The organism is Acinetobacter sp. LUNF3 (assembly GCF_022699605.1).
GTDB lineage: Bacteria > Pseudomonadota > Gammaproteobacteria > Pseudomonadales > Moraxellaceae > Acinetobacter > Acinetobacter johnsonii.
Genome location: NZ_CP093968.1, coordinates 2,018,151 through 2,039,911 on the forward strand (window position 1 = coordinate 2,018,151; position 21,761 = coordinate 2,039,911).

The 21,761-nt window shown below is 39.2% G+C and carries 14 protein-coding genes and 1 pseudogene; 3 read left to right on the top strand and 12 right to left on the bottom strand.

The window, feature by feature from the left end:
• Window positions 1-8: 8 nt before the first annotated feature.
• Complete coding sequence (locus tag MN200_RS09855) at window positions 9-494, top strand: Lrp/AsnC family transcriptional regulator (protein WP_004696532.1); 486 nt, start codon at window positions 9-11, stop codon at window positions 492-494.
• 231 nt (window positions 495-725) lie between these two features.
• Here MN200_RS09855 and gltS read toward each other — a convergent pair whose 3' ends face one another.
• The 11 genes and pseudogenes from gltS to MN200_RS09915 form a co-directional block, all read right to left on the bottom strand.
• On the bottom strand, window positions 726-1,949 hold the full coding sequence (gltS, locus tag MN200_RS09860) for a sodium/glutamate symporter (RefSeq protein ID WP_242759295.1): 1,224 nt from the start codon (window positions 1,947-1,949) through the stop codon (window positions 726-728).
• A 475-nt stretch (window positions 1,950-2,424) separates the two neighbouring features.
• Window positions 2,425-4,139: pseudogene (locus MN200_RS09870) on the bottom strand (TonB-dependent siderophore receptor); the annotation flags it as partial.
• A gap of 414 nt (window positions 4,140-4,553) precedes the next feature.
• Complete coding sequence (locus MN200_RS09875; RefSeq protein WP_242759297.1) at window positions 4,554-4,769, bottom strand: hypothetical protein; 216 nt, start codon at window positions 4,767-4,769, stop codon at window positions 4,554-4,556.
• The gene (locus tag MN200_RS09880; RefSeq protein WP_058869838.1) at window positions 4,762-6,879 is read right to left on the bottom strand and encodes an NERD domain-containing protein; all 2,118 of its coding nucleotides are present in this window, start codon (window positions 6,877-6,879) and stop codon (window positions 4,762-4,764) included. Before MN200_RS09880 ends, MN200_RS09875 begins: the two co-directional genes overlap by 8 nt.
• A 63-nt stretch (window positions 6,880-6,942) precedes the next feature.
• A complete protein-coding gene (locus tag MN200_RS09885) occupies window positions 6,943-9,582 on the bottom strand; it encodes a bifunctional aconitate hydratase 2/2-methylisocitrate dehydratase (RefSeq protein WP_058869839.1) in 2,640 nt (879 codons plus the stop codon).
• Between the two features lie 294 nt (window positions 9,583-9,876).
• Window positions 9,877-10,146 carry a hypothetical protein gene (locus MN200_RS09890; protein WP_058869840.1) on the bottom strand — a complete coding sequence of 90 codons (270 nt, stop codon included), beginning with the start codon at window positions 10,144-10,146 and terminating at the stop codon, window positions 9,877-9,879.
• Between the two features lie 120 nt (window positions 10,147-10,266).
• Complete coding sequence (locus MN200_RS09895) at window positions 10,267-10,626, bottom strand: hypothetical protein (protein ID WP_058869841.1); 360 nt, start codon at window positions 10,624-10,626, stop codon at window positions 10,267-10,269.
• A 108-nt stretch (window positions 10,627-10,734) separates the two neighbouring features.
• Window positions 10,735-11,169 carry an I78 family peptidase inhibitor gene (locus tag MN200_RS09900; RefSeq protein WP_058869842.1) on the bottom strand — a complete coding sequence of 145 codons (435 nt, stop codon included), beginning with the start codon at window positions 11,167-11,169 and terminating at the stop codon, window positions 10,735-10,737.
• A gap of 144 nt (window positions 11,170-11,313) precedes the next feature.
• Entirely contained in the window at window positions 11,314-11,517 is a 204-nt protein-coding gene (locus MN200_RS09905) for a hypothetical protein (RefSeq protein ID WP_058869843.1), read from the bottom strand.
• Window positions 11,518-11,725: 208 nt separating this feature from the next.
• Window positions 11,726-16,243, bottom strand: coding sequence for a translocation/assembly module TamB domain-containing protein (locus MN200_RS09910; RefSeq protein ID WP_242759301.1), 4,518 nt, complete (start codon window positions 16,241-16,243; stop codon window positions 11,726-11,728).
• A 25-nt stretch (window positions 16,244-16,268) separates the two neighbouring features.
• A complete protein-coding gene (locus MN200_RS09915) occupies window positions 16,269-19,022 on the bottom strand; it encodes a BamA/TamA family outer membrane protein (RefSeq protein ID WP_114392862.1) in 2,754 nt (917 codons plus the stop codon).
• Window positions 19,023-19,198: 176 nt separating this feature from the next.
• Here MN200_RS09915 and MN200_RS09920 point away from each other — a divergent pair, with 176 nt between their 5' ends.
• Together MN200_RS09920 and coq7 are read left to right on the top strand one after the other, a co-directional pair.
• Window positions 19,199-20,518, top strand: a complete 1,320-nt coding sequence (locus tag MN200_RS09920) for an MFS transporter (RefSeq protein WP_058869846.1) — start codon at window positions 19,199-19,201, stop codon at window positions 20,516-20,518.
• 4 nt (window positions 20,519-20,522) lie between these two features.
• Window positions 20,523-21,158: a 2-polyprenyl-3-methyl-6-methoxy-1,4-benzoquinone monooxygenase gene (coq7, locus tag MN200_RS09925; RefSeq protein ID WP_004696505.1), complete on the top strand. Its 636-nt coding sequence runs from the start codon at window positions 20,523-20,525 to the stop codon at window positions 21,156-21,158.
• 68 nt (window positions 21,159-21,226) lie between these two features.
• Here the strand turns inward: coq7 and MN200_RS09930 are convergent, their stop codons facing one another.
• Window positions 21,227-21,664: a hypothetical protein gene (locus MN200_RS09930; RefSeq protein WP_058869887.1), complete on the bottom strand. Its 438-nt coding sequence runs from the start codon at window positions 21,662-21,664 to the stop codon at window positions 21,227-21,229.
• Window positions 21,665-21,761: the final 97 nt, after the last annotated feature.

A 21,761-nucleotide genomic window follows, 5' to 3' on the forward strand; every position in this document is an offset into this window, starting at 1 on the left:
AATACGTTATGAATGACGCTCACTACGTTTTAGATAAAATTGACCGTCGTATTTTGTCTGAACTTCGCCAAGATGGCCGTCTGACCGTTACCCAGTTGGCTGAGAAAGTTGGGCTGTCCTCTTCTCCTTGCTGGACACGTGTAAAACGCCTAGAAAATCTCAATATCATTGAAGGCTATACAGCAAAGATTAATTCAAAAGCCATTGGGATTAATGAGCTGTTTTTTATTGAAATTACCCTTGAACGCCATGATGATGAAATCTTAGAACAATTTAGTGAAGCACTGGCTTACATGCCTGAAGTGGTTGAAGCGCATTTAGTAACTGGCGATTACGACTACTTACTTAAAGTCGCAGTAAAAAATGCAGAACACTATGAGCGCTTTTTGCGTAAAAACTTATATTCAATGAAAGGTGTGCGTCATACACGCTCCATTTTTGCCTTACGCCCTTTGAAGCTCGAAAATAAATCCGACCTCATTATGATTGAGTGATTGCTGCAAATATTGTGTAAATGTGGTTTAATACACGCAGTATGAGATGAGCCTCTTACAGTATGTTCCTTAGATGTGCATACGACTAGCCCCTAACCATGGGGCTTTTTAATGTCTATACGTTTTAGAATACTAATGTTTTAGATAGTGCAAATTATTCCAATACAAAACCGTAACCAATAAAAAAGCACCCTAAAGTGCTTTTTTATTAACGATATCATCTCTAAAATATTAACCCAAAATACCAATTGAGAGCTGAATCACAAAAGCATTCACAATATCGACAAAGAATGCACCCGTCAGCGGAATGATCAAAAAGGCTTTATGGGATGGTCCATAGGTATTGGTTACCGCTTGAATATTAGCAATTGCTGTCGGTGTCGCACCTAAGTTGACACCACATTGGCCTGCACAAAGTACCGCAGCATCGTAGTTCTTCCCCATCACACGAAAGGTCACAAAGTACAAATAAAGTGCTAAGAACAGTGTTTGAACAATCAGGATAATCACCAGTGGGCCAGCTAAATCTGCCAACAACCAAAGCTGTAAGGACATCAACGCCATGGCTAAAAACAGTGCCAGTGAAGCATTGCCAAATACATCGATGCAGCGGTCAAAAACCTTAACTCTCAACCCATGCTCTAAAATATTACGTAAAATCACACCACACATTAGCGCCCAAACAAAACTTGGTAGCTCAAACCACTGCCCTTTAGCTACCGCTGTCATGAAGTATGCAAAGCTGATACAAATGGCAAACATCCCCATGGTTTTGACCGCATCATCTGCCGTAATTAGACGCGTTTTTTCAGGAAATTCAAATGGAGCCGTTTGTGCTGAAGGTGGCGCTTCATTACGCCCTGTTGCAGCTGGAATTTCTTCAGCCAACTGGTAGCGACGTATCAGAAATTTAGCGATAGGTCCACCTATTACCCCACCAATGATTAAACCAAATGTTGCACTTGCCATACCCAGCACAATCGCACCATGCACACCATGTTCTTGTTCAAATATCGTGCCCCATGCACCTGCTGTCCCATGACCACCTGTGAGTGTGACCGAGCCTGTAATTAAACCAATCAGCGGGTCTAGACCTAAAACTTTGGCAAGACTAATACCGACCACATTTTGCAGCAGGACAAATACAATAACGCAGACTAAAAATATAAGCAGCGACTTCCCACCTTCTTTGAGCTTAACTAAGCTTGCACTTAACCCCACAGAGGTGAAGAACATCAGCATAAAAATTTGCTGAATATTGGTATCAAAGTTGACAGTTATGTTTGAACTTTTAAATAAGCTATAAGTGATAACAGCTGCAACCAACCCACCCGCAACTGGTTCGGGAATGTTATATTTTTTTAAAATACTGACTTTATTCACAAATACATAACCGACCAATAGCACAGCAACTGCTGCAACAATGGTCATAAATGCATCGAATTGATAGTTCATGAGATATCCAATGATGCTTATTGCATTAATTCTAAAACAGATAAGTCAGTGATGAACAGGCTAAAGTTTCTCAATGTACAATTTCTATGCTTTAGATTACATGATGTTTTAAAACTGAGCTCAGTATTTTAAAAATACATAATCTTAAAAAATAAAAAGACCCAATTGGGTCTTTTTATTTTTATAGCAGCGTAACTTTAAAATTAAAATTTATAATGAAAGCTTAATGTTGCATTTCTTGGTTCACCCCAAATCATTGAGTCTGAGCCTATTCCATCATAATATTTTTTATCAAATAAATTATTTACATTAAGTTGTGTACTAAAATTTGGATCAAACTTATAACCCAGCATTGCATTTGCAAGAGGCTTTGTTGCACAAAGATTTCATAACTATATGATTTTAAAAGTTTTGATTATTTTTTGATCCAAAATTAAATTTATTTAAATCAGATGCTTACATATTTATGCAACAAAGCCTGTTCAATCCGGAAGATAGATAAGGCGGCATTTAGCTTTCCATCCAAATATTCACCTTTTAAACCCATTTCATAGCTTTTACCGTCAATAGGATCAAGGTAATTGCCACTTACATCTTTTCTGTTTTGTGGTTTAAAAATACTGGTATAGCTCACGTATGCTGAATAATCTCGCGCAACGTCATAAATAAGGCCAAAGTAAGGTGTAATCTCATTTTTAAACTCTCTATTCCCTTTACCATCTGCTGCTTCGTATTCCCAATTTGAAACACGAACACCTGCAACTGCTTTTAATGGATCTAAAATATGGAATTTACCTGAAATGTAACCTGCTGTTTGAACCGTGTTATTGAGTACACCTTTTTGATTTTTTTCTATAGGTACAACAATTTGGGTATTCATATCGTTAAAGTTTAATGTATCTACATTTAATACATTCCCTCCCGTATAATAAGAACCTCCAAAGTTATTTTTCTTTAATTCAGATTTATTCCATGCCCCTCCAATAACAACCTCTTGCTCAAGGCCGGCAAGTGTGAAAGGTGCTGCGATATAAACATCGACATTATTTTCATCGGTAAGTTCATCATCTGCATAAACAGAAACATTATATTTTTTGGTAGTCTTATTATAGACAGGAAGTTTATTTGTTTCTTTATTCACTTGCCCTGTTGTGTACAACAAGTTTGAAGATGAATCTTCTTGTCTATATAAATATGAAACGTTTAAACTTACATCATTAAACAAAGTATGCTTTAAGTCAGCAAAAAGCATTGTCGTTTTGGCATCCCAATACGTCCAGTCAGAACTGACTGTCAGTGATCGATCAAAATTGGTCTGGTACCATCGGTATAAAATGCGGGTAAGCCTCCCCAACGTACACCATCGCGATTCAACTCTTGATAAGATGCAGCGAAAGATAATAATGTTTTATCGCTAATATCATAATCAATTGCACCATAAACAATATTTCGCTCTTTCTCATAAAAATCCATAAATGAATCTTCATCAGAATCTTTTACGAAGATGCGTCCACGAAGTGAGCCATCATTATTTAAAGGTGCAGATAAATCTGCCAAGCTTGAATAACTATTCCATGAACCTGCCGATGCACTTACTGATCCAGCAAATTCCCTTGAATTTGCATGCTTACGGATTAAATTAATACCCATTGCTGGGCTTCCAGCTCCAGTCATTAAACCATTAGCACCTTTTACGACTTCAACACGATCATAAATGCTTAAATCTAGGTCAGCTGCCACTAAGTTTGCAGTTGTTGGCTTGCCATCGATGAGGAAATAATCTACATCAAAACCGCGTGCATAAGGTCGCTGACGTTCGTCCGTACGCGGAATAGATACACCTGTAATATTACTCATCAAATCTTGGAAAGACTCAATATTACGGTCATCTAAATATTCTCGGGTATAGACTTTGACTGTTTGTGGCGTTTCACGCAGTGATAAATTTAACTTGGTTGCGGTATTTGTGCTGCTCGTCGTATAGCTGCCTGTATTTTCGGTGACTGCTGTTTTATCTTGGGCTGTAAGGGTGATGGTCGCCAAGTGTGCATTTGGCTGAGACCTTGCATTCGCCTCCTCCTCTTCCACGGTGTTTGCGTGTGTTATAGACAGCATGGCAGTTGAAGATAGGAAAATAATTTGCATCGCCAAATAGAGTGGCTTTTGTGTAGACAGAGGACGTTTAAACATATCGGGACATTCACAGCTAATGAGAAAAAATAAGACAATGAATTGATAATTTTAAAGTGCACGCATGCCTACTATGCTTAAGTAAAACAAGCACGTTTGTAGTATCACAAGTACTAAGTTTTATAAAATCCTTTTCGAACATCTCAGTGGTTTGAGTCATTACATATCAATCCATTTCGAAAAATTATAAACAAAAAATAACGCAAGTGATACTAATTATCATTAGCAAATACATCTTTAATTTAGATTTAAGATATTTGTATTGCCGATATACGTTCCTCTTCACAGAAGACTGAGCAAAGAACAAACAATCGCTATTTATAATGCTCTAATTTTTTATAATTATAAATATGAGAACAAAAAATAGACCAAGTATATTTTGGTCTATTTTTAACTCATAAATCCATTGATGACTTACTCAATGTCATACACCCAATTTCGTGCTTGTTGGTCTGTCGTAGTTTCACAAACATAATAGTCATGATCCCACGCATCTTGATGGAAAATTTCCATTTTTCGGTAGGTCACTTGTTTGCTATTTTCCACACAAATAAAGCTATCGCCTTGATCTTTAACTTGAGTTCCGTTGAGGAAACCACCAATACAGAGGAATCGAGATTGTTTAGGCATTCAATTTACTCATCATACGATTCATAAAATTATCATAATTACCTATTTGATGTTCCCAAAATTCATCTTTCTCAATATTTTTTATAAAATTAAGAGGGTCAATATTTTTCACATCACTTTCTTCATCGAATGAACTATTTACAATCGAATCCATAAAATCAACTTTTCCATTTAAAGATATAATTATTTCATCCATTGATATTTTTAAATGATTATCAAAATAGTGATGATCAAACTCTAAGGTTGTATCTATAATCCAAGAGTGAATTTTTACATCATCTAAATTTTCAAAAAATTGATTTAAAAAACCATTTTTCACAAATTCAACTTTTTTGGAAAGTTGATAAGCAGCCTTATTCAGAGTGAAATTTCGATATTCATAAATTTCTTGAATACTACTTTTAATATAAGTCGATTTAACCTCTACGACGATAACATGATTTTCACATATAGCAATAAGATCAATTTCACCAACTTCTCTATCTGCAGGTTGATATTGGCAAAATACATTAAACCCAGCATTCTTAAACTTCTCAGCTAAATTTAATTCAATATTATCTGTTTCACTTTTAAGTTCTAAACGATTTTTATGCAGCTTACGCACATAATTAATCATCATCGTATTTACATTTTGAAATGCAGTTAGCCATGGAAATTGAAAAACGAAATTATCGATTTTGTAAAATGGCTTTTGTTGAAATGTTGAATGATGATCTTCACTATACAAATCACAAGTCCAAAAATTCAAAATTTGTTCCATTTTATTTTTTTTGACAGTATTTGAACTGCCTTTTACCCATGATGACATTCTTTTAATCTTATCTTCTTGCCTTGCAAATGTGAAAGGCATTCTATTTTCACCTATTACAAAACCATGCATAGTTAGTTCTGTTAAAGCATGCAAATTACTTTCAGCATGAGGTAAAAAACCTATAAATTTTTCTATATGATCTTTTAAATAATGAGCTTGTGATAAAGTCATAGTAATCATGATTTCATAAGCATCTAATTTTTGTTGATTAATACTGAAGTCTAAAATCCCATAAACTTGTTCTAATTGTTCTTTAACAGCAAAAGCCTTAGATAAAGCAACTGCATTAGCTTCTAAGTTATGACCAGTATTTATAATGCTATATATAACATCGGAATTTAACAGTTTTTTAGTACCAATACCCAACCAATAACTTATGAGTAATGAATTTTTCTCTGACCAATTATCTTTTTTATCTTTTGTATTAGTATAAATCAATTCTGAATTTTTCAGCTCGTAATTTACCTGCTTATCAAAACTAAACGACTCTAGTACATTTCTTTTATAATTTATAATCTCAATTTTGATAGCCACAAGCTTTTTATACAATTCATACTGCTCTTGAAGAAGCGGAGTCATTCCTTCCCCGATTAAGAAAGGCATTAATTTATTTTTCAGTGCTAATCCTATTGATTGATCCGTCAGTTTTTTAGTATTTTTTTTAGAAAATTTAACTATTTCATCAAAAGCTTTCCAAACTGTTTCTGCTGAATTATTTTCATTTTCATCAAACTGATAAGGCAAATAATTAAAGTAATCCTGATTTGGAATCAAATATTCATATGCATATAAACTTCCAAAAGCCATAGCCGTAATTTGACCAATATTCAGCCTATTCTTAATATCTTCATAAATGTCTAATCGATGCTTATATTGTGATTGTAAATACTCTTCAGTCTGAAAAAATATAGACAGTTTTTCTATATTAACTTCTTGTTTAATTTCATTTAGTACAGACCAGGAATGATGTTCCGCATTAAGGATTATGCCAGAATAACGCACAGCTAAAATAAAGCTTTGAACATCAAGTTTTAAATAATTTAGACAAATACTTTTATCAACCAAATTAAAGCGAACATATTGGCTTAGTGCGAGAATATAATTTTCACTTTGTGCATCATCAACTGTCAAAAATTTAATAAAACTTGATTGCCAAAACATATCAAATTTATTTTTAAATGTACCAAGCTTGGGTTGTGAACTTTTATATAAGAGGTTTTGGACAATTTTTTCTTTTGCTACTTCAAAACCAAACTCTGCTACAAGAAATTCAAATTTATTTTCGTAATAATTTTGCATAAAAAATAAGGGCTGATTACTCAGCCCTTATTTCTAACTCAATTTAATTTATTTTTCAACAAATTAAGCCAATTGAGCAGCAGCAATTTTCTTAGTATCGATGTCTTTAGCAGCATCTGTATACTCGCTCATCTTGTCGAAGTTCAAGTATTGGTAGATGTCAGCAGACATACTGTCGATTTGAGCAGCGTACTGTTGGTATTCTTCTGGAGAAGGTAATTTACCCAATACAGCAGCAACAGAAGCAAGCTCAGCAGATGCCAGGTAAACGTTCGCACCTTGACCTAGACGGTTCGGGAAGTTACGAGTAGAAGTCGATACACAAGTAGTGTTCGGAGCTACACGTGCTTGGTTACCCATACATAATGAACAGCCTGGCATTTCTGTACGAGCGCCCGCTTTACCATAAGTATTGTAGAAACCTTCTTCCATCAATTGGTGTTCGTCCATACGAGTTGGAGGAGCCAACCATAGACGAGTAGATAAAGAACCACCAGGTACTTTGTCTAGAAGTTTACCAGCTGCACGGAAGTGACCGATGTTAGTCATACAAGAACCGATGAATACTTCATCAATTTTTACGCCTTGAACGTCAGAAAGAAGTTTCGCATCATCTGGGTCGTTCGGGCAGCAAAGAACTGGTTCTGTGATTGTAGAAAGGTCGATTTCATACACTTTCGTGTATTCAGCATCAGCATCAGCTTTAAGAAGTGATGGGTTAGCCAACCATTTTTCCATGTTCTCAACACGGCGCGCCATAGTACGAGCATCGCCATAGCCTTGTGAAATCATCCACTTCAGCATAGTGATATTAGAACGTAGGTATTCAGCAACTTTCTCTTCAGAAAGAGTGATCGCACAACCAGCAGCAGAACGTTCAGCAGAAGCATCAGAAAGTTCGAATGCTTGCTCAACAGTCAGGTCAGTTTCCATTTCTGTCAGGTCGATCTCAAGGATACGGCCAGAAAAGATGTTTTTCTTACCTTTCTTCTCTACAGTCAGGTCACCTTCTTGGATCGCTACGTAAGGAATTGCATGTACTAGGTCACGTAGAGTGATACCAGGCTGCATTTTACCTTTGAACTTCACAAGAACAGACTCTGGCATATCAAGTGGCATAACACCAGTTGCTGCAGCGAATGCTACAAGACCAGAACCCGCTGGGAATGAAATACCGATTGGGAAACGAGTATGTGAGTCACCACCAGTACCAACAGTATCTGGAAGAAGCATACGGTTTAACCAAGAGTGGATAATACCGTCACCTGGACGTAAAGACACACCGCCACGGTTCATGATGAAATCAGGAAGCGTGTGTTGCATTTGAACGTCAACTGGTTTTGGATACGCAGCTGTGTGACAGAAAGATTGCATTACCAAGTCAGCAGAGAAGCCTAGGCAAGCCAAGTCTTTCAGTTCGTCACGAGTCATAGGACCAGTTGTATCTTGAGAACCAACAGTGGTCATACGTGGTTCACAGTAAGTACCTGGACGGATACCCTGACCTTCAGGAAGACCACAAGCGCGACCAACCATCTTCTGAGCAAGGGTGAAGCCTTTGCCAGTGTCAGCAGGTTGTACTGGAGTACGGAACAGAGTTGATGGCTCAAGACCAAGCTCTTCACGTGCTTTAGTTGTCAAACCACGACCAATGATCAGGTTAATACGACCACCCGCACGAACTTCGTCTAGAAGTACTGGAGTTTTAAGGTCAGCTTCAGCGATTTGAGCGCCGTCTTTGAACGCAGTTACTTTAGCAGTAGCCTTGTCGATTTTAAGAGTGATTTCATCACCCATGTTCATGTTTGCTACGTCAATTTCAACTGGTAACGCACCAGCGTCTTCCATAGTGTTGAAGAAAATCGGAGCAATTTTAGAACCTAAGCAGTAACCGCCTTCTTTTTTGTTCGGGATATGAGCAATTTCGTCACCGAAGAACCAAAGTACAGAGTTAGTTGCAGATTTACGAGAAGAGCCTGTACCTACAACGTCACCGACGTAAGCAACTTGGTTACCTTTAGCAACAAGTTCTTTAATTTGGTTTAACGGACCAACTTCACCAGGAACTTCTGGGTTAATACCGTCACGCACGTTTTTCAACATTGCATTTGCGTGTAATGGGATGTCTGGACGACTCCAAGCGTCTTGAGCTGGAGACAAGTCATCAGTGTTGGTTTCACCAGTAACTTTGAAAACTGTCAGTTTAATTTCAGTCGGAACGTCTTTGCGGCTGGTGAACCATTCAGCGTCAGCCCAAGACTGCATAACCGCTTGTGCATTCGCGTTACCCGCTTTTGCTTTGTCTGCAACGTCATGGAACGCGTCAAATACGAGAAGCGTTTTCTTCAGCGCTTCAGCAGCAAGTTCACCTAATTCAGCGTCATCAAGAAGAGCAACTAAAGGAGCAACGTTATAACCACCAAGCATAGTGCCTAGTAAGTAAACCGCACGTTCTTTAGAAACTAATGGTGAAGTCGCCTCGCCTTTAGCCAAAGCAGCTAAGAATGCAGCTTTAACATATGCAGCTTGGTCAACACCCGCTGGAACACGGTTTTCTAGTAAATCAACTAAAAATGCTTCTTCGCCAGCTGGTGGGTTTTTTAATAATTCAACTAATGCAGCTGTTTGAGCATCGTCAAGTGGCTTCGGTGGGACTCCGAGTGCGGCACGTTCTGCAACGTGTTGGCGGTAAGCTTCTAGCACAGTGTTATTCCTCTTTTTTAAAAAATTATTTACGTATTCCTGCTTTAAAGAAAGCTACGTAAATAATATGGACTGCTTAATTTTACTAAAATTCCAGTTAAAAGTTAATGCGCTACAAGTGTTTCTTCGTGATGCCCATTATTTTCTAACTAAATGATGTTCATATCAATTGCACATAAAAACAGCAATATAGTCAGATCCTTTGGAATTATTTCACATTAACTTTGAACTGCCATTTAAAAACAAAAAAGGCAACCTATGTTGCCTCTTTTTACTCAATATAAATATTCAACCTTAGTGTACTGTTGTCGCTTGGATATATTGTTTGAAACTTTCACGACAGCCTTCAAATTTCATCTGAATTTCATCCTCATGCAAATTTTGATGTGCGGAGCTTGCAAAAGAAATTTGCACTGAAATACGCGTAGATTCGTGGTCAAGCGCGTGTTTCAAGTATACATGGTCACCCAAGCTAAGGACATAATGACCACCGCCAATTACGGCCACACCATTTTCATCTTCCAAGAGTAAATCTGCATGATTTAAATAGCCAACAACTTCCATTTTCTGCTCCTCTCGTTTTTTATTTTATGTTCATTATTCTTTATTTTTATATGCTTTGCTATATATATGATTTAGAGTTTTGTCACAAAAAGTTCCATCCAAAAATAAAAAAACCGTTCCTTAGAACGGTTTGTAATCTGGCATTTCAGTATGCGGTGTTGCGATACATTTTTCAGTATATTTCACACGAATTTTTTCACGTGCACCTTCAATATCAGATTTAATTTCAGCCTCAGGTAAAGCATAAACATCTTCAATAATTTCTAACGCAAATGCCTTGGTCATTTCGTCTTCAACTTTATTGGCATGCTCAATCGCTTTATCTTTTTCAATGGCATTTTGACGATCTAACATAATTGAACGTGCTGCATTACCAATACTTTTACAATAGCCATGCCATTGCTCTTCTGGTGTTAACGGTTTTTTTTCAGCACAACCCACCAGTGCAATTACAGCAGCCAAAGCGAATAACTTTTTCATTACAACTCTCCTATTCGCCCTATCATAATCAAACTTTTTCAAATGAAGAACCATTACCCACTTTAAATAGTATAAAAGCCCAAATTTGGGCTTTTATACTTGGAAAAATTAACCGCAGCTTGCTTGAACCACTTTATTGGTTTTTGGATCGACTGTTACTGTCACACGGTCTTCACGATAATCCATAGTCACAGGCTGCCCCGGTTGTACTAAACGTACCATCTTCGCACTGGTTTTTTGCTTAATCTGCGCTTCAGTCAAATTTGACTGACCAATCAAAGCTGTCGCTTGCTCAGCAACACATTTGCTTTGACTAGCACGGAAAAGCGCCCATTCATCAATGACTTGACCATGCGGCAAATGGCAATAGTCTACTTCACCATTGGCCTCTTTTCGAATCTCTAATTTACCACCCTGTTCAACACAGTATGTACTGGCAGGATTAGCCATACCTAAAGTTGGCTTTTCAGTTTCATTTTTTTGCGCAGTACTACAACCCGAAATAGCTGCAACCATTAATCCAAGCATTACGATTTTTTTCATAAAAAATATTTCTTTAAATAAAATATCAACATAGCAAATATGTTTGAAAAAAATTGTGCGAGTTTTGCAAAATTTAAGATTGCATAAAAAGCCCATCATTTGACGGACTTTTGTATGCTGAAAGGCTATATTTTCAGGTCATTTTTAATTGACTGAGTGAATATCAAGTTCTTCATTTTTCGCTAAAACTACAGATGCTAGAATTGGAGTACCTAAAATGAACGGCATAGCAAAGATCCAAAAGACCACGGTATAGTGCGGATCAAAGAAAAACTGAATAGCAAGCGCCACTAAAATTAAAACTGAAAATAAAATCGCTGCAAAGCGTATTACAAATTTGATCGGCATAGGGATCATCACTCTAAATTTAGCAAGTCCATTTACTATACACCTACTTTCATTATGGTTTAATTGATTTTAAGTATCTAGTGCCTGTTATTCATAGGTTTTCTTCATCTATCAAATAAAGAGTTTTATCAAATGGAGGATTAAGCTTTTTTTAACACCTAAAAATAAAGCCTACATGATGTAGGCTTTATTTAGCAGAAGAGTAGCTTTAGAACTTCCAGTTATAGAAGACGTCGATTGCACGCTCTAATGACTGACTCGCCTCTAAGTACATACGTTTGTTCATTTGATAACGCAGAGTCAGTTTATTGACTGGCGTAAAGACACCCACGCCATAACGAATATATAAATCAGGTGTAATATAACCCGTCAGGCTGACTTGTGTGTCATCCCCTGTGCCTTGCGCATCCAGCGCTAAACCGCTTAAACCAAAAGTACGTCCAATTTGGTTAGTAAAGGCGCGTGTCCCGCCTAAACCTAAACTAATCCCTGCGGCAGCAATGGTGTTGTTGACATCTGACTTGAAACCTTCAGTTTGACTTAAACCACTTGTACCCTCGTTAATGCGGCCTGTAATTAACGCATTCAAAGCCTCTTGCTCAGACAGCCCTGCATCGTTATAGACCTGAATATTTGGTGATGTTGCCGTACCCGTCACACGGAAACCCACCGTGCTGCCTTGTACATTTTTATTTGCATCGACATCCAGTGTTGGGTTGCTCAACACACCGTTAAAACGCGCAATGGCACGATTTAAATCCAAACTCTGTCCATAAGCTTCAATTTTAACTTTCTGACTTACCCCAATTGCACCATTGGCACGCATTGCGGTTTCAGCACCGCGCTGAGATAGATATAAACGTCCTAACAATGGAATACGGCTATTAAACCCTTGGAACACAACTTGATTACCTAGTCCAACCATCAGATCAGCACGAATGTCCCAAGGTTTTGCGCTATTTAAAATCGCCAATTGGTTTTGACCTTCTCTGACCACGCGTACATCTGACGATACGTTCACCACAGGTACAGATGCTTCAGGCATCGAAATAAGCGCACGAGGAACTTGAATTTCACCGTTTAAGGTTAATTTCTTACTCAACGGTAAAACATCCAGTGTGATTTTCGGCGTCACTAGCGCGGTAATTAATGGCGCTTGGCGAATCAGTAGATTTTCTCCATTCAACTGAAGCTGAATACGTGGATCATTTTTCCAATCTACCGTCCCTGTAAGTGTACCCACACCACGACCACTGTTAAAAGCACTATTGATGGTGGCTTGGTCTTGGCGTATAGCCGAATACAGCTGAATATTGGTCAAGTTGACTGGGAGTGAAATCATACTAATCGAACCGTCTTTCAGACGGACATCGCCTGTAAGTAGTGGTGCTTTTAGCGTTCCATTAATCTTACCTGCATACGAAATTGTTCCACCCATCGAACGTACATCCGCAATGAAAGGTTTAAAGACTTTAAGTTGTACCTGATCAAATGCAATTTCACCGCGCATAGGCATATTGTCCCGATACGGATCAATAACCACATTAGCATAGCCCACACCAATTTCAGGTGTTTTGACATCCAAACGGATTTGTAAACCTTCTGCAATGCTTTTGGCAACCAAAGCCACTTGTTCATATTTTAAGGTTGAGCCCATATCTTGTGGGTCATCCGCCGCCAAGCCAATCACACCATCACGGGTGACTAAGCGCGCATCAATTTTTGGTTTAGATCCTTGTGCCCAAACCGCTTTAGCATGTCCATTTAACTTACCTGTAATCGCTAATCCTTCAGGCATAAAGGCAGCAAAGTCGTTTAGGTCGAGGTTTTGAGTCAAGAATGAAATATTGCCACGTGTTTTACTGACTCGAATCGGTTGGTCAAAACACAACTGACTTTGTTGACTCATCCAACAATGCGCACCAATCAACAAATCTGCTTTGGCACTGTTATAGACCACGGCTGCACTTTGGCGCTGTACCAAACGTGCACGTAAAGAGTCAAAATCACCTTTTTGGATCTGACCTAACCAATCATTTTGCGCATTAAAACCACCTGCCAATTGCACATAAAATTTCGACTTTTCGTTTTGTGCAGAAACTTTTAATAAATGAGCTTTGCGAATACCTGCCAGTGAAATTTCACCTTGTTGAATTTCACGATTACCACTTCTTAAGCTTTCCATTTTTGCAGTCAATAATGATGGCGTTGTTTCCGATGTCGGCAATTGCCCGACAATGCGTAATTTACGCATATCAATCAGATCTTTAAAGCCAAAATTATCCACTGCTAAGTTTGCCGTAGCCCTTAAACGTGGTTGAGATTGAATATTTAAATAACCGTAGGCACGGCCACGTAAACCCGCATAAATTTCATACAGTGCAGGCGCATTAATATTCAGTCTTAAATTTTGCGCATTACCCGTCGCTTGCACTTGGTTTTTGGCATAAGCCAACAGTAGATTATTCGCTTCAAACTGTTGCGGTAAAAAGCCCTTTTCACTGGAGTTGAGCACCAAAGCTAAATTACCTGTACCACGCAGTGGTTTATTATTGAGCATGCCTGCGAGGTTTAAGCTCTCAATGTTAATGCGTTTTAAAGCATCTGACCATGTGCCTTTGGTTTTCACTACACCAGACAATTCGCCTTTAACACTAGATGCAAAATATTGTGGTTTAAAACGAATGAATGCTGCATTCACATCCCAAGTGATACCGTGAATAAAATGCACCAAACCACTGGCATTAATTTGACCTGCCACACCATTGTGTTTCAACTCAGTTACTTTAATAAACTCAGGCGTTCCTGAAAGTTTTAGGTTTAACGCACCCTGACTCGCTTCAAACTGGCTGGCTTTTAAAGCGCCATCATAGTTCACTGCATAGCCTTTGAAAGCACCACCAGCTTTTTCATCATTAAACAGGAGTGCCGCGGTTGACTGACCCGTTAAGTGAACCGTTTCATTATTGCCCACCAGTTTTCCAGTCAGATCAATGCCCTGTAGCTGAATGATTTGCTGATTCGGTTTGGCATAGCCACTTGCTTGGAGCTTTCCATTCAATAGATTAACTGGTGAAGCTTCTGCTACCATTTGCGGGTTAAAATCTTTCGCGTTTAAAGCAGCTTTCCACTTCAGTTGACGTTTCTCATCTGGCAGCTCTACCACAGCATTACCACTTAAGCTTCCCTTACCTGCTACATAACTAAAACTCGGCACATTTAAATTATTATTTTTAAAATTTAACTGCGCGAGGTAATTACCCGCAGGTAACGTCGCTTTTTCGTGTTGACTCACAACAGTAGCAACATGAATATCTTGCTGACCTTCAACCAACGCCAGTTTTACATCCCCTGAAGCACTACTTAACCAGCCGATATAAGGCACGGCACGATCAATATTTTTCCAAGAGACATCCATCAACATTGGCTGGACTTTGTTATTTTTCTCTGGGTTTTGGTCTAGTGCGAGATGCCATGCTTCATAACGATCAAAGTCTAGATCTGCAGTTAAGTGTAAACCCTTTTCAAGCGTACCTTTGGATGCAATTTTTGCATCCAAACTTGGTGGTAGAAAGTCAGAAACTACTTGTGGCAGTACATCGTCTTTAGGATTGATTTTATCTAAACGACCTTGTATGTCCCAAGTGACATGATCCTTCCAACTTACCACACCACCCAGATTGACCGAACCTTTCATCAACTGAGCATTTAGGTTATCAATGTCAAGTTGATGAACCAAGTCGGTATGCATCAAGGCTGTATATTGACCTTTTGGAATATCTTTACCACTCAGATCTGTATTTAAGTCGATATTTAAACGTTCTATATCACCTGAAAATTTAGCAACGCCTTTTTCAGCATAGAGTTTGTAATCGGTCAGGAGCGGTAAGTTGTAATGATTAAATTTAAGCTGACCTTGCATCGGTACATGCTTACGTACAGGGTGCAAAATAGCCCAACCTGTCAACAGGTCAGGTGTCCGCGTTGCAAAACCCGCTTGAATAGTATCCAATGTCCCTGTTGCGTGTACAGCAATATCATGCACATTTAAACTATCACGCAGTGACGGTAGGTTGGCAATAGCAGTCGCCTCAAGTGGATATTTCCCTGAGAATTTCATTTTCCCAGTTGCATTACGAACTGCTAAATAGCCCATGTCCATGCGAGAGTCTTCAAACTCAAGTTCCGTCCCCGACCAGAGGGCATTATTTAAATGCACATCATAAAAATCTACTTGGGCATCGGATGCAGTCCGGATATTTAAATGATCAATATCTGCTGTATCTAAACGTAAAACAAAGGGTAATTTAATTTCGCTGAACTTAAAGGGTTCATCACTCGGTTCACCTTTGGTAATGATGCGCAAATTGCGTACATCAGCTTCACGTAGATGAATCTCCTTATCTAAGATGGCACGCCAACCCAAAATCACGTCAGCACGGTCAATTTTGACATCGACAGGCTTTAAGGTAACCACCACATTTTTAAGGATAATGCCTTTCCACAGATTACCACCTTCATATTCATATTGGATAATCTGCTGGCGTTGTAAAACTTGGTCGAGTAAGAACTTACTGCCTTTATCGGTAGAAAACATGACCGCAAGCGATATCACCAACAAGATGAGCGTCAACAATAGTGTCAAAATGACACTTCTAAAAATACGTCGCTGTTTGATAAGCGGCGCAGGTGGTGTTGGTTCTTGCTGCTGTTCTACTTCAGCCATAGTCTTCCCAAAAAAGTGTTAAATATTATAATAATGAGCCAATAAAGAAATGCACACGTATCGGATGACTATCATCAGAAATACCTGAAGCTACATCAATCCGAATGGGGCCTATCGGTGATGCCCAACGCACACCAAGACCAATACTGTATTCGGTGTCATTGCTAAAATCTGTATCATAAGCATTACCAAAGTCGCTGAATACTGCTGCACGCCAGCCTTCTTTAAATTGGTAATTGTATTCCATGGAGCCGACAGCTAAGGCTTGACCACCCACTTTAAAACCATCGACCACAGGTGACAAACTCTTGTAGTCAAAACCACGAATGCCTTGGTCTCCACCCGTGAAATAACGTAAGTTATAAGGGACTTTATTAAAGTCTGAGGTAAAGATATAACCGAGATCGCCACGTCCAACAAATTGGTGGTTGTCATTTTCACCCAAGGAATAGATAAAACGCCAACCTGCATTTACGATGGCCATATCTGCATCTGAAAGCAAGCTTTCACTTCCCAGTTCAATTTTATAAGTTTGTTTAATTCCCTTACTTGGGTTTACACGTTTATCGCTATCGATTCTAGAAATTTCATAACCCAATAAAAGCGACTCTTGCTCAGGATCATTATTTGCAATAAATGCATCAGGCAAATCATCTACTTTCGCTGAACCCTTTTGCGTCAATCGATCTAAACGGTAACGTACACCATAAGTATGTTGCCAATTTCCCATAGGGTTTTTAATAACACGGTCAGCCCCAGCAACAGCAGACTCAGTGAGTAAGTTTACGCCTTGTCCGATGTCATCTCTTTCTTCACGCTCATACCCGCCCACGAGACTGATATAATCATTTAGTGGATGTTTATATGGAATATTATAGCGACCATCGATAGATTGACGAATTTCTGAAAGTTCTAAGTTGGCATCAAAAGAGTGTCCACGCTGGTTCACAATCGCACGGCGATACTGTGTACGTAAGCGTGCACCTGAGTCACTACCGTAACCTGCACCAACTTCTACACTATTTAACTGGTCTGCATTTAAAGTAACTTTAACAGGAATTACTTTTGTTGCCCGAGCTTCAAGTTTTAAACGCTCTTCTTCACTCTGTTTGGTTTCTTGTGCGGTGCGAAGCGCTGCTTGTGCTTTATTCTGCTCAGGATCATTAACACCTGCGAACTGTGCTTCACTCACCACAGACTGCGTCACTTCACGATTCGAAGCGACTTCCTGTTTCTCTTGAACCAGAACATCCTGACGAGAAAGTTGTTGTTCATCGACCAACTGCTGTAAATCAGGCGGTAACTCACGGATTCCTTCAACCGGATCAGGTCGAACAGCATCTACCAAACTGTAGTTGAAGTAACGTGAGTTGGTCAAATTATTAGCCAAACCATTAACACGCCAAAAGGTATAGTCCGCGCCAGGCTCCCAAGTCACTAAACTTTGTAAAACATCTAAATCAATAGGCAGTGGTTTGCTTGGATCACTCATCACAAACTCAACACCGCCGAGTTTATAACGTTGACCTGTTTCATAACGTAAGTTAATGTCTGCCGTATTTTGCGGCTGCTCAACTTTCACATCATGTAAACGCCAGTAACTATCAAAGAAACCGTTATTGCTGGCCGCTTCATTAATTCGTGCTTTGGTCGACTCGTATAAGCCGTGGTGCAATACATCACCGACGTCTTGCTCTGGTAAGACTTTAATCACTTGGAACTGCGGTAAGTACTGACCTGCACCACTAAACTCGATGTTTTGTTCTTCAATCCGCACAGGGGTATTCGGTACCACCTGAATGCGCACACGGTTACTGCTGGTTTTTTCAAACTTAAACTCAGCATTATAAAAACCGACAGCTTGTGCGGCTTGGTTTGAAAGTGAACGCAACTGTGGCAGTGCAGAAGGAAAGTCTTCAAAAGACTCTTCGGTAAAGCTAGAAACTTTGCCTTTAATATTTTCTTTTAAATTAACCAAAGCGGCCTGATATGCTTTATTGGATATTTCACCTTCATATTTCGCATTGATGATTTCGACATCCGCACTGATCCGCGGCACTTTTGCAGTATCCAGTTCTCTTGGTGGTCGAATTTTATAAAGCATGCGCTTAAAGAAATTGGGTTCTTTGGCAATTTGCTCTTCAGTACTCATGCCAAAGTCTAAGGTATTGCCTTCCGTGTTGGCTTCTACTGAAATTTTACTGTCTGCTTGAATGCTTTGCATTAGTTGATCAACATTGACTGGAGCTTGATTAATTTCCGCCATTTCCTGCTGAGTTGCATCACTCACCACCAACTCTGTCGTTTGACCACTTCGGTAAGCTTGAGCTTCTGCTTTCGCTTGCTCAGCCATCTGATAAATATCATTGGCCATGCCTTGATCAACTTGCACAGTTGGCAAGTCCTCAAGGTCTTCAAACTCAATCGGTGCAAATTCAGGTAAATTTTTTAAAGCCGTCTGCTGCTGTTGCAACATTTGCATACTGTCAGGAACCGTGGACTGAAATACAGAATTTTCAACTTTTTTTAATTCGTCCGCACTACCCATACCTTGGCGAATTGCTTCTTTTTTAATGTCTTCAGTGAATTGAGTAGAAGTTTGTGGCTCAACTTGGGCGTTATTGGGTTCAATCGCAACGGGTGTTTCAGCCAAAGCCGCTTGTGACAAAAGCGTTAAAAAGATACTCAGACACAAATATTTATTGTTATGATGCCACGGTATGAAAGAATTCATACTCAATGAAAGAGTCGACTTTTTAAATTGTGTTTTAGCAAGCATAGAAAACTCTAAATTTATTTAATCGTTATGGATTTGCTCTAATGAATTGTCACAAAAGAACTGAAATCTATTGATTATTTTACCCGATTTCAGGTTTTAAATATATTACATGATTTTATTGAACGTTTGAGCAATTAGTCACATTTCTTAATAAAACTTAATGCAGTGCAAAAAGCATGAAAAACAATGAACATCTATTAAGTACCCGTCGTTTTCTTCCCATGTTTATAACCCAATTTTTTGGTGCTTTAAACGACAATGTCTATAAACAAGCTTTGCTTTTAGTCATTACTTATGGATGGATTAATCAACAAGCCGCAGATGTCAGTACCTTAAATAATTTAGCCGCGCTGTTATTTATTTTGCCTTACTTCATTTTTTCTGCAACTGCAGGACAAATTGCCGATAAGTTTGAGCGCTCACAACTTATTCGTGGCATCAAAGTTCTAGAAATTGTGATTATGCTCATTGGTTCCGCGGGTTTCTTGTTGGGCAATTTATGGCTGCTGCTCTTGGCTCTATTTATGATGGGCACACATTCCACCTTCTTTGGCCCCATTAAATACGCCATTTTACCTGAGATTCTAAAACCGAATGAACTCATGTCAGGCAATGCGTTATTTCAGTCAGGCACATCTATTGCTATTTTAATCGGGATGATTTTGGGTGGTGCAGTTATTTCGGTGTCACAAGGCAATCTTATTTGGATCAGCCTAACTGTCGTCATCATTGCCGTTTTGGGTTATCTATCCAGCCGATTTATTTTAAAACAGCAAGTCAGCTCACCCGACTTAAAAATTGACTGGAATTTCTTTAGAACCAGTTTTCAAACACTCAAATATGCCAAAAGCATCCCCCTCATCTTTATGATTCTACTGGGGAATTCATGGTATTGGTTTTACGGTGCAACCTATCTCACCCAAATTCCACAGCTGACTCAACAAAACTTACATGCATCAGAAAATGTCGTCAGTCTTTTACTCACGTTCTTTTCTGTCGGGATTGGAGTCGGTTCACTGCTGTGTCGTAGAATTGGTGGCTCTGAAGTGAATATTAAAATGGTGCCTATCGGTGCGATTGGACTCACCCTATTTGCCTTTTACTTGGCTTTGAGTCTAGCTTTTGTACCTGAGCGTACAGGCGCGATGATGAATGTCGCGGATATGTTTAACCACGGTGCAATTTACTACCATGTCATGCTTGCTGTGACCTTGCTCGGCATCAGTGGTGGTTTTTATATTGTGCCGCTATACGCCATGATGCAAGCCTATTCACCGCGTTCACATCGTGCACGTGTTGTTGCCGCAAACAATATATTAAATGCGGTGTTTATGGTGTCTTCTGCTGTATTTTCGATTATCATTTTAAGTGTTTTAAAGATTGATATTAAAATACTTTTCAGCATTACCGCTATATTGAGTGCAGTTTTTACAGTGTGGTTGTTATATCGACTTAAACCTATGCTAAAAACTGTACAACCTGAGTTAGAGGACTAAAGTTATGCGTCATTACACTGGCATCGATAAATTTATCAATTCTTTTGATCAAGCCCTGCGTAGCTTAGTTCCAGGCACGACGTCTGCTCAACGTGAAAACCCAGGCAAGGCGGTCGAAACCCAACTCGCCGTGAGTGAAGCGCGTCATGTTGCAGGTTTAATGCGGGTCAACCATAGTGGTGAAGTCTGTGCGCAAGCGCTTTATCATGGGCAAGCTTTAACGGCAAAACTGCCAAATGTACGCCGCGAAATGGAACAAGCCGCGATTGAAGAACAAGACCATCTTGCATGGTGTGAAGACCGATTAAAAGAGCTGGATAGCCATACCAGTCTGCTCAATCCTATTTGGTACGGCTTATCCTTTGGTATGGGCGCAATCGCAGGCATTGCAGGCGATAAATATAGCTTAGGTTTTGTTGCAGAAACTGAACGCCAAGTGAGCCTGCACTTACAGCATCACATCAGCCAACTCCCTGCTCAAGATGACCGTTCTCGTAATATCCTTGTGCAAATGAATGAAGATGAATTACACCATCGTGATACAGCACTGAATGCTGGCGGTGTCGATTTACCGATTCCTGTCAAAATCACCATGACGGCTATTTCCAAACTCATGACCAAGACCAGTTATTTTATTTAAGCAAATATGCCTTACTCTTATAAAAAAGCAGTGGTTATGCCACTGCTTTTTTATTGACTCTAATTTGCTTATTCCGCTGATATCGGCAGTAATAAGGTATTACCCGCTTGCTTTAAATTCGCCGTATATTTTGACGCCAGTGATGGGTTAGATGGATAGCTTTTCCCATTGTACTTCAGTATGACCTGTCCTAAACCACGGGTATAAACCGACAAATCACGCCAACCTTGGGTTTGGGTACTTAAGGCATAAATCGGTGTAGATGACACAGTCATTTTGCTATGCGGTTGGAAACTCCCATCTGCAAGACCTTTAAAGACCAACAACGTACAGCCACCTGAACCACACCACTCCATCCCACTTAATAGCACCACGGCATCATCGATTCCGTCTTGGTTTAGATCATATAGGCGAGTTTGATAATCCGATTGATCTTGGGTATAGGCCTGAACAGCTAGTTTTAACCCTTGTTTTTCAGTAGGTTGAGGTACACTCGTTGTATCCATAGCAGTTGTAGTTGTCGCCGTCATTTTGGACGGAGTTGAATGACAGCCCGCTAAAAACATGGCCAAAGAAAGAGCACTCAAAATTTGTATTTTCATG